14 protein-coding genes and 1 pseudogene are annotated in these 11,945 nt (G+C 56.9%); 9 read left to right on the top strand and 6 right to left on the bottom strand.

Features of this window, described 5'->3' with window-relative positions; translation table 11 throughout:
* Positions 1–112 precede the first annotated feature (112 nt).
* The 3 genes from ACYZTR_RS20755 to ACYZTR_RS20765 all read left to right on the top strand — a co-directional run bounded on the left by ACYZTR_RS20755 (position 113) and on the right by ACYZTR_RS20765 (position 2,610).
* Entirely contained in the window at positions 113–1,492 is a 1,380-nt protein-coding gene (locus tag ACYZTR_RS20755; RefSeq protein ID WP_461973566.1) for a sodium:solute symporter family protein, read from the top strand.
* An 85-nt stretch (positions 1,493–1,577) separates the two neighbouring features.
* Entirely contained in the window at positions 1,578–2,303 is a 726-nt protein-coding gene (locus tag ACYZTR_RS20760) for an MBL fold metallo-hydrolase (protein ID WP_461973567.1), read from the top strand.
* Positions 2,304–2,358: 55 nt separating this feature from the next.
* Complete coding sequence (locus ACYZTR_RS20765) at positions 2,359–2,610, top strand: acyl carrier protein (protein WP_461973568.1); 252 nt, start codon at positions 2,359–2,361, stop codon at positions 2,608–2,610.
* A 195-nt stretch (positions 2,611–2,805) separates the two neighbouring features.
* Here ACYZTR_RS20765 and ACYZTR_RS20770 read toward each other — a convergent pair whose 3' ends face one another.
* The 4 genes and pseudogenes from ACYZTR_RS20770 to ACYZTR_RS20785 all read right to left on the bottom strand — a co-directional run bounded on the left by ACYZTR_RS20770 (position 2,806) and on the right by ACYZTR_RS20785 (position 5,338).
* Positions 2,806–2,934 (bottom strand): PA1414 family protein, encoded by a 129-nt coding sequence (locus tag ACYZTR_RS20770; protein ID WP_263860087.1) that lies wholly within the window; start codon positions 2,932–2,934, stop codon positions 2,806–2,808.
* A 139-nt stretch (positions 2,935–3,073) separates the two neighbouring features.
* Positions 3,074–3,455: pseudogene (locus ACYZTR_RS20775) on the bottom strand (LysR substrate-binding domain-containing protein); the annotation flags it as partial.
* Between the two features lie 9 nt (positions 3,456–3,464).
* Positions 3,465–4,397 carry a DMT family transporter gene (locus ACYZTR_RS20780; RefSeq protein WP_461973569.1) on the bottom strand — a complete coding sequence of 311 codons (933 nt, stop codon included), beginning with the start codon at positions 4,395–4,397 and terminating at the stop codon, positions 3,465–3,467.
* A 104-nt stretch (positions 4,398–4,501) separates the two neighbouring features.
* Positions 4,502–5,338: a CvfB family protein gene (locus ACYZTR_RS20785; RefSeq protein ID WP_461973570.1), complete on the bottom strand. Its 837-nt coding sequence runs from the start codon at positions 5,336–5,338 to the stop codon at positions 4,502–4,504.
* A gap of 352 nt (positions 5,339–5,690) precedes the next feature.
* Between ACYZTR_RS20785 and ACYZTR_RS20790 the strand changes: the two genes are divergently transcribed.
* The 4 genes from ACYZTR_RS20790 to ACYZTR_RS20805 all read left to right on the top strand — a co-directional run bounded on the left by ACYZTR_RS20790 (position 5,691) and on the right by ACYZTR_RS20805 (position 8,885).
* On the top strand, positions 5,691–5,879 hold the full coding sequence (locus tag ACYZTR_RS20790) for a hypothetical protein (RefSeq protein WP_017337097.1): 189 nt from the start codon (positions 5,691–5,693) through the stop codon (positions 5,877–5,879).
* A gap of 218 nt (positions 5,880–6,097) precedes the next feature.
* Positions 6,098–6,814: a TorF family putative porin gene (locus ACYZTR_RS20795; RefSeq protein WP_461973571.1), complete on the top strand. Its 717-nt coding sequence runs from the start codon at positions 6,098–6,100 to the stop codon at positions 6,812–6,814.
* 80 nt (positions 6,815–6,894) lie between these two features.
* Positions 6,895–7,764, top strand: coding sequence for a DUF6279 family lipoprotein (locus ACYZTR_RS20800; RefSeq protein ID WP_461973572.1), 870 nt, complete (start codon positions 6,895–6,897; stop codon positions 7,762–7,764).
* A 95-nt stretch (positions 7,765–7,859) separates the two neighbouring features.
* Positions 7,860–8,885 carry an IS110 family RNA-guided transposase gene (locus ACYZTR_RS20805; protein WP_461973573.1) on the top strand — a complete coding sequence of 342 codons (1,026 nt, stop codon included), beginning with the start codon at positions 7,860–7,862 and terminating at the stop codon, positions 8,883–8,885.
* Positions 8,886–9,236: 351 nt separating this feature from the next.
* On the opposite strand, the gene ACYZTR_RS20810 is transcribed toward ACYZTR_RS20805, so the two are convergent.
* Positions 9,237–9,626, bottom strand: coding sequence for a transcriptional regulator (locus ACYZTR_RS20810; protein ID WP_461973574.1), 390 nt, complete (start codon positions 9,624–9,626; stop codon positions 9,237–9,239).
* A gap of 177 nt (positions 9,627–9,803) precedes the next feature.
* On the opposite strand from ACYZTR_RS20810, the gene ACYZTR_RS20815 reads away from it, so the two are divergent.
* Together ACYZTR_RS20815 and ACYZTR_RS20820 are read left to right on the top strand one after the other, a co-directional pair.
* Positions 9,804–10,538 (top strand): DUF899 domain-containing protein, encoded by a 735-nt coding sequence (locus ACYZTR_RS20815; protein WP_461973575.1) that lies wholly within the window; start codon positions 9,804–9,806, stop codon positions 10,536–10,538.
* 345 nt (positions 10,539–10,883) lie between these two features.
* Positions 10,884–11,156 carry a hypothetical protein gene (locus ACYZTR_RS20820; protein WP_461973576.1) on the top strand — a complete coding sequence of 91 codons (273 nt, stop codon included), beginning with the start codon at positions 10,884–10,886 and terminating at the stop codon, positions 11,154–11,156.
* A 71-nt stretch (positions 11,157–11,227) separates the two neighbouring features.
* Here ACYZTR_RS20820 and ACYZTR_RS20825 read toward each other — a convergent pair whose 3' ends face one another.
* The gene (locus ACYZTR_RS20825; RefSeq protein ID WP_461973577.1) at positions 11,228–11,782 is read right to left on the bottom strand and encodes a hypothetical protein; all 555 of its coding nucleotides are present in this window, start codon (positions 11,780–11,782) and stop codon (positions 11,228–11,230) included.
* Between the last annotated feature and the right edge of the window lie 163 nt (positions 11,783–11,945).

Genomic DNA, 11,945 nt, shown 5'->3' on the forward strand with positions numbered 1-11,945 from the left:
GATCACGCGGTCGGCCTGATGGACCGCGGCGCCTCCTTCGCGGGCAAGCCTTGCTCCTACAAAGTTTGCTTTTCAGCCTCACCATAAAAAAGACAATCGGAGACACGCCATCATGGCATTGGATTTATTCGTCGTTCTCATTTACGCCGCCGCGATGCTGGTACTCGGCTACTTCGGCATGCGCAAGGCCAAGACCCACGAAGACTATTTGGTCGCCGGTCGCAACCTCGGCCCTAGTCTCTATATGGGCACCATGGCCGCTACCGTCCTGGGTGGCGCATCCACCGTCGGCACCGTGCGTTTGGGCTACGTCCATGGCATTTCCGGTTTCTGGCTCTGCGCCGCACTGGGTTGCGGGATCGTGGCGTTGAACCTGTTCCTCGCCAAACCGCTGCTGAAACTGAAGGTATTCACCGTTACCCAGGTGCTGGAAAAGCGCTATAACCCAATGGCTCGTACGGCGAGCGCAACCATCATGCTGGCCTATGCACTGATGATCGGCGTGACTTCGATCCTGGCGATCGGCACCATTCTGGAAGTGCTGTTCGGCTTGCCGTTCTGGGTCTCGATACTGCTCGGCGGTGGTGTGGTGGTGATTTACTCGACCATCGGTGGCATGTGGTCCCTGACCCTGACCGACATCGTCCAGTTCGGTATCCAGACGGTGGGCCTGATGTTCCTGTTGCTGCCGATCTGCCTGTACCGTGTCGGTGGCTGGGATCAACTGGTTGCCCAATTGCCAGCCGCCAGCTTCAGCTTCACCAGCATCGGCTGGGACACCATCATCACCTACTTCATGATTTACTTCTTTGGCATCCTGATCGGTCAAGACATCTGGCAACGGGTGTTCACCGCACGAAGCGAGAAAGTTGCCAAGTACGCGGGCACGTCTGCCGGGATCTACTGCATTGTCTACGGCCTGGTGTGTGCGCTGATCGGCATGGCTGCTCATGTGCTGATTCCGGACCTGGACAACGTCAACAATGCCTTTGCCGCCATCGTCAAAGTGTCCCTGCCGGACGGTATCCGCGGCCTGGTAATCGCTGCAGCACTGGCGGCCATGATGTCCACCGCCAGCGCCGGCCTGCTCGCCGCATCCACCACACTCAGTGAAGACCTGCTGCCGAAGCTGCGTGGCGGCAAGCAATCGAATGTGAATGTTAACCGCCTGCTCACCCTGCTCACCGGCATCGTCGTGCTGGGCATCGCACTCGTAGTCAATGATGTGATCAGCGCACTGACCTTGGCCTACAACCTGTTGGTGGGCGGCATGCTGATCCCGTTGATGGGGGCTATCTACTGGAAACGCGCCACTACGGCCGGCGCGATCACCAGTATGGCGCTGGGCTTCGTCACCGCGCTGGTGTTCATGTTCAAGGACGGTATGGACGCCAACACCCCGATCTACTACAGCCTCGGCGTAGGTCTGGTGAGTTTCGTCGTGGTCAGCTTGCTGTCCCGTCGCCCGGCAGCGATGGCGAGCGCCATCTAAGCTGAAAGGAATGGATTGACTGTTTCTTCGACGGGTGTGGCGTCGGTTGCCACACCCGTTTTTTTTCGTCTGAAGGAAACTGCTTATGAAGATCGTCAGCCGCGATCAGTGGTTCGAGGTCAAACAACTCAGCGACGGCATTCGCCTGATTCACGAGCCGTACATCCGCCCCTTTTATCGCTGCAATCTCTGGCACATTCAGGGCCGCGACAAAGATTTGCTGCTCGACAGCGGTTCCGGGCTAGTGAGCCTGCGCGAGCAACTGCCGTGGATCACTGAGCGGCCGCTGGTAGCCGTGGCGAGTCATTGCCATTTCGACCACATCGCCGGCCATCACGAATTCCCCGAACGCCTGGTACATCCGGCCGAAGCGCAAATCCTCGCGTCGCCGGACGGCGAGAACACACTGAGCAAGGCTTTTGTCGGTGACGAGATGTTCGAAGCTCACCCCGATTGCCCGTTGTGCTATGCCGAGTATCGGGTCAAAGCGGCCCCAGCCACCGGGTTGATCGAAGAAGGCGACGTGCTGGATCTGGGCAACCGCACGCTGCAAGTGCTGCACACGCCGGGGCATTCACCGGGCGGCATCAGCCTGTACGAAGCGGCGACCGAGACCCTGTTCAGCGGCGACATCATCTACGACGGGCCGCTGATCGAAGACGCCTACCACTCCAACCTCGACGACTACGCCCGCAGCCTGCAGCGTTTGCGCGAGTTGCCGATCCGCACGGTGCATGGCGGGCATTTCGGGAGTTTTTCCGGGGAGCATTTGCGCACGATGATTGACCAGTGGCAGCGCTTGCACGCCTGAAGCCTGCTGTACTCAGACCCAGGGACAACAACAATAACGCCCTCGAAGAATGACCATGAAAAGAGCTGCCGTTCGTGCCGTCGTGCATCGTTTCATCAGCCGCCTGCTGGAGGGTCAGGATGACTTCGACGACAACGCCAGCCTGGCGCAATTGGGCTTGGAAAAGGAAGATATCGAAGAGCTGATCTTCCATCTGGAAGATGAATTGGGTTTGACGGCGTTTACGGCGGAGGAAGATCAGATGCTCAAGACCGCCAGGACGGCGAATGACTTGAGTCGGTTTTTGCTGGAGATCGAGCGGCGTTGAGACGGGTTGCCAAAAACACCCCCTTTGGCGAGTACACACACAGTTCCTGTGGCGAGGGAGCTTGCTCCCGCTCGAAACCTGCCTGAGCGTTCTAACTGACACACCTTGGCGGCAATGGGGCCGCTTCGCGGCCCAGCGGGAGCGAGCTCCCTCGCCACAGGTGATTTGCCAGGTTCGAGCCTGTGAGCCAAAGGCTTACCGGCGGCGCTGCTGGCGTCGGCGTAGTTCGTCGTCAGTGCGAATGGGAACAGGTTGCAGAGGCGGTTCGATCAAACCGAGTGCGACACCCAAGTCGTGCAGCCAGTTTTGGATTTTCTCTTTCATGGTGCCCCCTTCAGGGTAGTGCCGAGTAGCCAAAATTCTGTAGCCACTTCGCACTGATAATAGTCCGAAGTCCTACGCAATGCTCGCCCAAAGTCGCAATGATCTGTTACTGAATTGATCAAAATACCTGAACGATAGTTCAAGCAATCGCCTGAGCCTGGCTCGGCGTCGCCGGATAGACCAATTGTTGCTGATCAAGCCACGCGTTTAAGTTCGCCCCGACCATGCCTTTGCGCCACATCAGCCACGTGGTGGCACTGGCAAACGGCTCGGCCAATGGATGCACCGCCACGCTTTCGCGGCCCGGCAGACTGGCAAGCATCGACTCCGACATCAGCGCCACGCCTGAGCCCGCGATCACGCAGGCGAGCATCCCCGGATGAGACTCGATTTCCAGCCCGGCCCATGGCCGCGTGGTAATGAGAGAACCAGGCTTCCAGACGCATCCGGTAGGAACACCCCTGCCGAAAAGTGAACACCGACCTCCCTTCCACATCCAGCGCGCTGAGGATCGGCGGGTGTAAACCCGGTCACTGCTGCCCGAGGGCTTTGCGCAAACGACGGCGCACCCACTGCTCAGCGCTGACAAACGTGATACCCAGGAGCACCAGCACCGCACCGATGACGAAGTTGATGCTCAGCTCTTCGCCCAGCAGCACCACACCGAACGTGACGCCGAACAGCGGCGTCATGAACGAAAACACGGCCAGGTTCGCCGCCAGGTAACGACGCAACAGCCAGAACCAGGTCAGGTAACTGAAAAACGACACCACCAATCCCTGAAACAACACGCTGGCCACCGCTACAGTGGTCAGGCTGACGTGGGTGACCTGGCCGCTGAGGATCGCAATCAGCAACAAACCAACGAAACCGACAATCAATTGATAGAACAGCGTCAGGGTCACCGGCGCTTCCGACAGGCGCGAAGCGCGCACCACCACGGTGGTCGCGCCCCAGGACGTGCCGGCCAGTACGCCCAGCGCATCGCCCATCAACATGCGGTGATCGAGGTTGTCCCAGGACACCCCACCGGCAAACGCGATGGCGATCCCGACGAAGGCGAGGAAAATTCCCAGCCACTGGACCGGTCTTAAACGCTCACTCGGCAACAACCAATGAACGCCCAATGCGGTAAAGATCGGCGCGGTGTAAAGGAACACCGACATGTGCGCGGCCGTGGTGAGTTGCAGGCCTTCGGAAATGAAGAAGAACTCCAGGCCAAAAAGCGCGCCAGCCAGTAGTCCACCGCGCCAGGTGTTGCCCACCTGATCCCAGCCGCCCTTCCAGCAGATCAACAATCCTACGAGCAATGCGGAAATCCCCGAGCGCCCGGCGGCCTGCATGACCGGCGCGATATCTGGCGCCGCCCATTTGATCATCACCTGCTGAATACCCCAGATCAGGCACAACCCGATCATTACTTGCAGGGCGAACCCATCGGCGCTGCGCCGGGTGGCGCTCACCTAAACACCTCGACTACACAATCCATGGCAGTGACTCGACAGTAAAGGCAAAGCTCCGGTGCAGTGAACGTACATGCTCGGGGCCCATACCGGTAGGAGTGAGGTCAGCTCAGCTCAATGCGATCGGCATGAATGACGATCTGGCCGTTCTTGTACAACGCACCGATGGCTTTTTTGAAGTTGCCCTTGCTCACACCAAACAGACTGCTGATCACCGTCGGGTCGCTCTTGTCGCTGACCGGCAGGCTGCCATTGTTGTCGCGCAACTTGGCGAGAATCTTCGAGTTCAGGCTGGTGGCGGCTTCTTCGCCGACCGGTTGCAGGCTCAGGCTGATCTTGCCGTCGGCACGGACTTCTTTGATAAAGCCCTTCTCTTCTTTACCGGCGCGCATGAACTTGAAGATTTCGTTCTTGTGGATCAGGCCCCAGTGCTTGTTGTTGATGATCGCCTTGAAGCCCATGTCGGTGGCTTCGGCCACCAGCAAATCAACTTCCTGGCCAGGGGTGTAAGTGCCCGGGGTCTTGTCGAGGTAGCGGTCCAGACGCGCCGTCGCGGTGATGCGGCGGGTGTGCTTGTCGAGGTAGACGTGCACCACGACATACTCGCCGGCGGTCATCTGGCGCTTTTCTTCGGAGTACGGCAGCAACAGATCCTTCGGCAAGCCCCAATCCAGGAAAACACCGATGCTGTTGACTTCAACGACTTTTAAACTGGCGAACTCACCGACTTGAACTTTCGGCTTTTCGGTAGTTGCGATGAGTTTGTCATCGCTGTCCAGATAAATAAAAACGTTGAGCCAATCTTCATCTTCGCTGGGAATATCTTTGGGGATATAACGATTAGGCAGGAGGATTTCGCCCTCCGCGCCACCGTCCAGATATAAACCGAAGTTAGTGTGTTTAACCACTTGCAAACTGTTGTAGCGCCCGACTAAAGCCATTTCCAATACCCTCATTGCGTGGGCGGCATTCTACCCGGTTTTGCGGGCCGCGTTCGCTGGCCAGCCCGGTGGCGGAAGAAAATCCTCTAAGGGGGCTTAATTTTCCTGGGTTTTACCGCTCGCGCCAGGCCGCTCGTCAGGCCGATCTGGCGACTTGCGCACCTGTCAGCCAAGCAAAAAAATGGGTTTTTTCACGGTCGTTATTAGTTAAAACAGCAGCTTAGGGGGTTATCCAGAATAATAACTGGCGATAAATTCTTCATCTGTCTTGTGTATTTCGGGGGGATATTTGCCAAGCAATTGTCAAGTATTTCCTGTACGATGCCTGGCCAAGTTAATTTTCTATAGGTTAATGGCCGCCATGCGTGTAAAAGCATCCAACAGCAAAGCAAAGCCAGCTCCAGCCGTTGAAACCAGCGAATCGATCAACAACCAGATTGCTGCGTTCCTCAAGTCCGGCGGCGAGATCCAGCAAATTGCCAAAGGCGTCAGCGGCCAGACGTTCGGCCCGTCCAAGCAGATCACCCTGGGCAAGAAGTAACTACCCCAAGATCCGCCGCGTCACCTGGTCCCTAAGCGCTTTGAGCTTCGAAGCGCTTGGACTGGAACCCTCCTGGCAACACCCAGCCAACCACATCAATATTTCAAAAATCGACGAACGGCCTTCGATGCCGAGCATTCGCCGGTATGCTTGCACACGTCTAGATCAAGCGTTTCAGTAGGTTTTTGTTCCTGCCCCTCGCTGTCATGGAGTGACGCATGCTCAAACCCTCCTATTTATTGCTCAGCACCCTGCTGTGGTGTTCGGTCGCCAATGCGCAAATCTTTCAGCGTGAACTGGGCGACTTCGATCTCAAACTCGGCACCACCCCCAGCCGCAGCATGGCCCAAGGGCTGGTCAAACCTTCCAGCACCGGTTCGTTCCACGGTGGTCTCGACCTGAGTCACGACAGCGGTTTTTACGTCGGTCAATGGGCTCCGAGCATGGGGTTAACGCCAGGGGCCAACCTTGAAGTCGACTCCTACCTGGGCTTTAAACAGCCTTTCGATAATACCCTCGGGTACGAAGTCGGCATGATCCATTACAGCTATCCGGAAGTGGACACTCTCGACAGCCAAGAGCTTTTCGGTGGCCTGACCTTTCTGGGCAGCCGTTTTGGCGCAGCCTTCAGCAACGACCCGGACAAACAGAACAGCACCGTATTCGCCGACCTCGGTGGCAATCAGCCGTTCGGCATCGGGATCAGCATGAAATACACCACCCACCAGCTCAACACGCCGGTGTCCGTCGACGGTGGATATGTAGGCAATTTCACCGACTGGTCAGTGCAACTTTCCCGCCCGTTCATGGGCGTCGATCTGGACCTGATCTACAGTGACTCCAGCTTGAGCGGCAGCAGCTGCTCCGCCTATTCCGGGCGCAACAGCCAATGCGACGGGCTGGTCACCCTCAAGGCTGAACGCGCCTTTTATTGATCGGCTGAACTGCATGGCTCATTCTGCGCTCACATAGAGAAGCCAATTAAAGAAACCAGACCTTCGCAAAGGATTCGCCCATGTCGCGCTGGTTGAAGTATCTCGCCCTCGTTATCACCCTCAGTCTCGCCCTCGGTGCGTGCAGCCGCGTGGGCTTGGCCTATCGCAACCTCGACGTGATTATTCCTTGGACGCTCAGCGATTACCTGAACATGCACGGGGAGCAGAAAGATTGGTTCGACGAGCGCCTCAAAGAGCACCTGAGCTGGCATTGCACCACGCAACTGCCGAGTTACCTCGACTGGCTGGACCGCTCTCAGGTCATGGTCGAGACCAACCAGGTCACCGACGCCGCGCTGCAAACCCGCATCCAAGAAGCCAAAGCCGCCATCGCTCAGACCGCCCGGGAAATCACCCCGTCGGCCATTGAGCTGTTACAGGGGCTGGATGACAAGCAAGTCGCAGAGATGAACGACTCCTTCGCCAAGGACCAGAACAAACGCCAAGAGCGTTACCTCAAACCGTCCCTCGATCAACAGATCAAGGGACGTGGCCAGCGCATGGAAAAACGCCTGAATGACTGGCTCGGCCCGCTCAGCGCAACCCAGCAGCTACGCGTTGTCGCATGGTCAACCGCCTTAGGTGACCAAAATACGCAATGGATCGCCAACCGAGTCCATTGGCAGAAGCAGTTCAGTGCAGCGGTTGCGCAGCGCCAGAGTCCAGAATTCCCACAGCGCATCGAGACGCTTCTGGTCAATCGCGAGAGTCTATGGACGCCCGCTTACCGTCAGGCCTTCGCGAACACCGAAGCTCAGGCACGGGGACTGTTTGTAGATTTGATGGCCGAAAGCACACCGGAACAGCGCCAGCGGTTGCTGAAGAAAATAGAAGGGGTGCGCAAGGACTTCAATGATTTGAAGTGCCTGAAAGCCGCCAAGCAAGGCTAAGCCCAACACGAGTCAAAATAATGAAATGGCTACCCCCGCCGCCCTCTGTGATCGCCCACTAAGCTTTCACAGGGGGCCTATCGGAGACCGTTGCCATGAACAAAGTAGCTATTGCCGCCATCGACCTGGGAAAACACTCCTTTCACCTGCATGCTCAAGATGATCGTGGTCATGAGCTCCAGCGCAAAAAGTTTACTCGAGTGGCGCTGATCCAACACCTGGCGAACCTCGATCCCTGCACCGTCGTGATGGAAGCCTGTGGCGGCGCCCACTTCATGGCGCAGGAGGTCGCAAAGCTGGGACATACGCCCAAGCTCATTGCGCCTCATCTCGTGCGTCCTTATGTGAAAAGCAACAAGAACGACTTCGCTGACGCCGAGGCGATCTGCGAGGCAGCGACCCGCCCAACGATGCGCTTTGTCGCCCCCAAGACCCAGGCTCAGCAGGCGTTGGCCATGCTCAACTCGACACGGGATTCGTTCATCAAAGACCGCACCGCGACCGTCAATCGGATTCACGCAGCCCTTCTGGAGGTTGGCGTCAGCTTGGCCCCAGGCTTCAAATCGATCAACGATCTGCCGGCGCTACTTGAGGCGAGTTCATTTTCTGAAGACATCAAAATAATTCTGACGATGCTACATGAGCACTTCAACTACCTGAATGAGCGGATCAAGGCATTGGATAAGCGAGTGCAATGCCAGGCCGCTGAAGATGATTTGGCATCTCGTTTGATGACCATGCCGTGTGTCGGCCCGATCACCTCCACCGTCCTGGCTGCCGAGTTGGGTGATGGCAAACAGTTCAAATGCGGGCGAGGCTATTCGGCCTCGATCGGGCTGGTGCCCAAACAGCATTCCACGGGCGGCAAGACCGTTCTATTGGGCATCAGCAAGCGCGGTGATCGCAACCAGAGGCGCCTGCTCATCCAGTGCGCCCGTGTCTACTTGATGCAGCTGGAGCGCCAGAAAGGCTGGCTGGCGGACTGGGTCCGGCAGCTATTAGCCCACCATCACTCCAACCATGTGGTCTGCGCGCTGGCCAATAAGCTGGCGAGGATCGCCTGGGCGATTGCGGCACACCACTCTGAATTCGATGCAGGGCCAACCGCGATGAACGCCTGACCCTGCTGTCACCCGAGCACCACCCACCTGGTTTTGCGATGCTGGATAACAGATGACGTGAACGGCCAACCGGCCTGACGACAACCCTGAGCTCCCACACGGCTGAAAGGCCGTTCGAATAATTAGGATCGTCGGGCATCGATTCTCATCGAGGCGCGGGGGCCACAACCCCACTCAGACGCCGGATAGATGAAAGCAAGCCAACCACGCATCAAAAACAGTATTGCAGAAAAGGGGGTAACCATAGATGTGGGAGCGAGCCTGCTCGCGAAGGCGGAGTGACATCACTGCTGTCTGCCGCACCGCATTCGCGAGCAGGCTCGCTCCCACATTATTGGTAGTCGGAGACCGTCAGGCAATCTGCGCCTTCGACGCCACCCCATCAAACGTCACCTCATCCAGCGCATCTTCCTGCTCATCCAACACCTGCCGCGGATGGTCATTGCCCGGAATACTGCTGTCGATCAGGCTCAATAAACTCGAACCCCGCGCCGTCAAAATGTAATTCGAGCCGGTGCCACCCTGCTCCTCAGGCCGTGGCTCGATATAACCGCGCTCCAACAGTAATTTTTCGTACTCACCGGCCACCGCTTTCAGGTGATCCAGGTTTTCCGTCTCCTCGCCCTCCGTTGCTTTCTGCGCCGCGTACTGCTCGGCATACGGTCGCGGCGTAAAACTGGCCTCACCGTGTTGCACTTCGTGCAGCAAGCGTTCAATCAAATCCCAGTTGTAAGTTGTCATCCTGATTCAACCTCCAAAGCCTGTGAGTGAGATGGCCTTCTTAAGTTGTGACCGGCGCGGCTCGAAGCCGTTCAGCCAAGGTTTTTACGTGTACCGACCGGCGGCATGTCGAATTGGACGTAGGCCAAACGACTAGGCTGTGTAAGTCACCTCCCAGCACCCTGCAGGAGAATCCCAATGAACATTCAGAATCATCCCGTCGTCTCCCGAGAAGAATGGCTCGCCGCCCGCAAGCAACACCTGGCCCACGAAAAAGCCTTCACCAAAGAACGCGACAGACTCAGCGCCGAACGCCGCGCCCTGCCCTGGGTGAAAATCGACAAGGACTACCATTTCCAGGGCCCGAACGGCGAACTGAAACTGGCTGACCTGTTCGGCGGCCGTAGCCAGTTGGTCATTTACCACTTCATGTTTGGCAAAGGCTGGGACGAAGGCTGCTCCGGCTGCTCGTTCCTGTCCGACCACATCGACGGCGCCAACCAACACCTGGCCCATCATGACGTCGCCGTGGTGGCGGTTTCCCACGCACCGTTCGCGGAATTCCAGGCCTTTAAACGGCGCATGGGCTGGAAATTCGACTGGGTATCGTCAGAAGGCTGCGATTTCAACTACGACTTCGGCGTCTCGGCCCGAGCAGAAGACGTCGCGGCAGGCAAAGCCACCTACAACTACGAAAAATCCGACGGCGCCGAAGAAGAACTCCCCGGCCTCAGCGTGTTTTATCGCAATGAAGCGGGCGAGATTTTCCACAGTTATTCCACCTATGCCCGAGGCTTGGACATGTTGGTCGGAGCCTACAACTACCTCGACCTGACGCCCAAGGGGCGCAATGAAGAGGAAATCATGGAGTGGGTGAGGCTTCACGATCAGTATGATGACAAGGCCTCGGCCAGCTGCTGCCATGGGGGGTAGAGCATCTGCCGGACACACTATTTCCAAACACCGCAAATCCACTGTGGGAGCGGGCTTGCTCGCGATGACTGACAAACATTCAACACTGATATCGACTGATATACCGCTATCGTCGGATCGCCGCCCGGAGCAAGCTCGCTCCCACAAATGTTGGCAGTGTTTAGTAATGAGCAAATTGCCGGAGACTGTCCGACCGCACCAGGGCATTTCCCCTACATCAAGTTCAGAACCGGCGCTCTGTACCGCTGGGTGGCAGATCCTTATAGTCAAACCGTCGCCCAAAAGACGACCGGGTTTGGCGATCTGATCATAGAGAGTCCTCATTAATTACAAGAGACTCCAGCTATGGATAGATACATGCCCCTCACCGGAATCGACCTGATCCCGGCCTCCCTGCTCATCGACACCCAAGCCCCGCTAGACGTCCTGCAAGCGATGGCGGATTACCGAATTCGCACGGTCACCCAAGTGCTGGAGAACATCGCCTTTCGTGCCGAGATTGGTTGCGATACGGTGGTGCTATCCGACTTCTCAAAATTGCTCGCCATCCCGTTGCGCGATGGCTGTGATTTGATGGATGTGATTGGCAGACGGTTGGGAGCGCAGGCTGCGGAGTGAATGCAAAACGGGCGACCTATGGGTCGCCCGTATCACATTGCGCATTCCACCAAAATTGCCCCATCGCGCCTTCATTTCGGAACGATGATTGGAATGATCATCGGCGTCGCAGGTGCAGGCGGGTTCATCATGCCTTCGCTTTTCACCACGAGAACACCCTTGCGCTTGATCGTTTCGAACAAACGCTCAGTGGCTGCAGTATCGACATACCCGCCCTCGTCAATGGAGGCACTCAGTGCTATCTGACGTCGCTCCTCTGTCAACTGAAGCTGGTTCGTTCGCAAGAATGAATAAAGGGATATTTTTTTGAGCATCGACAAATCAACGTGCACGATCTCCACATACTTCAGCACCTTGGCGTCCCATCCTTGCACATAAAGCCCATTCGCCGTCAGCGCATAGGTGCAGAAGTAGTAAGTACCAGTGTTCGAACCGGGCGTAGCAATAATCAGCGAGCAACGTCCGTGCTGGAGAATGGGATCACTCAACGCCGGATAGTCTTTCACGATTTGTTCAGGGAACTGCGCTCGATCGTAGTAAATCGTCGCCTTGTCGTAGGGAGTGGTGTTGCAGCCTGACAGCAGCGCTGCCAAGATCAATAGGAGCCAACAACCAAAAAAACGCATCGAGCACTCCTTATCGGACAAATAAAATCAAGTTAACTGGTGATCTAAGTGACCTTATTATTCACGGCCATCCCCTGCAAGAAATCTCTCAGATTTTTATGGATAGTTAAACCTGTAGAAACAATGTCGAACAGACCACGCTAAAATCAACCATTCAATGCTA

The sequence above is a fragment of the Pseudomonas sp. Hz4 genome (genome assembly GCF_054898165.1).

Excerpts from the sequence above, each read along its gene's own strand:
- ACYZTR_RS20755 (WP_461973566.1), top strand. The coding sequence starts at position 113 with ATGGCATTGGATTTATTCGTCGTTCTCATTTACGCCGCCGCGATGCTG.
- ACYZTR_RS20760 (WP_461973567.1), top strand. The coding sequence starts at position 1,578 with ATGAAGATCGTCAGCCGCGATCAGTGGTTCGAGGTCAAACAACTCAGC.
- ACYZTR_RS20765 (WP_461973568.1), top strand. The coding sequence starts at position 2,359 with ATGAAAAGAGCTGCCGTTCGTGCCGTCGTGCATCGTTTCATCAGCCGC.
- ACYZTR_RS20770 (WP_263860087.1), bottom strand. The coding sequence starts at position 2,934 with ATGAAAGAGAAAATCCAAAACTGGCTGCACGACTTGGGTGTCGCACTC.
- ACYZTR_RS20785 (WP_461973570.1), bottom strand. The coding sequence starts at position 5,338 with ATGGCTTTAGTCGGGCGCTACAACAGTTTGCAAGTGGTTAAACACACT.
- ACYZTR_RS20790 (WP_017337097.1), top strand. The coding sequence starts at position 5,691 with ATGGCCGCCATGCGTGTAAAAGCATCCAACAGCAAAGCAAAGCCAGCT.
- ACYZTR_RS20795 (WP_461973571.1), top strand. The coding sequence starts at position 6,098 with ATGCTCAAACCCTCCTATTTATTGCTCAGCACCCTGCTGTGGTGTTCG.
- ACYZTR_RS20800 (WP_461973572.1), top strand. The coding sequence starts at position 6,895 with ATGTCGCGCTGGTTGAAGTATCTCGCCCTCGTTATCACCCTCAGTCTC.
- ACYZTR_RS20805 (WP_461973573.1), top strand. The coding sequence starts at position 7,860 with ATGAACAAAGTAGCTATTGCCGCCATCGACCTGGGAAAACACTCCTTT.
- ACYZTR_RS20810 (WP_461973574.1), bottom strand. The coding sequence starts at position 9,626 with ATGACAACTTACAACTGGGATTTGATTGAACGCTTGCTGCACGAAGTG.
- ACYZTR_RS20815 (WP_461973575.1), top strand. The coding sequence starts at position 9,804 with ATGAACATTCAGAATCATCCCGTCGTCTCCCGAGAAGAATGGCTCGCC.
- ACYZTR_RS20820 (WP_461973576.1), top strand. The coding sequence starts at position 10,884 with ATGGATAGATACATGCCCCTCACCGGAATCGACCTGATCCCGGCCTCC.
- ACYZTR_RS20825 (WP_461973577.1), bottom strand. The coding sequence starts at position 11,782 with ATGCGTTTTTTTGGTTGTTGGCTCCTATTGATCTTGGCAGCGCTGCTG.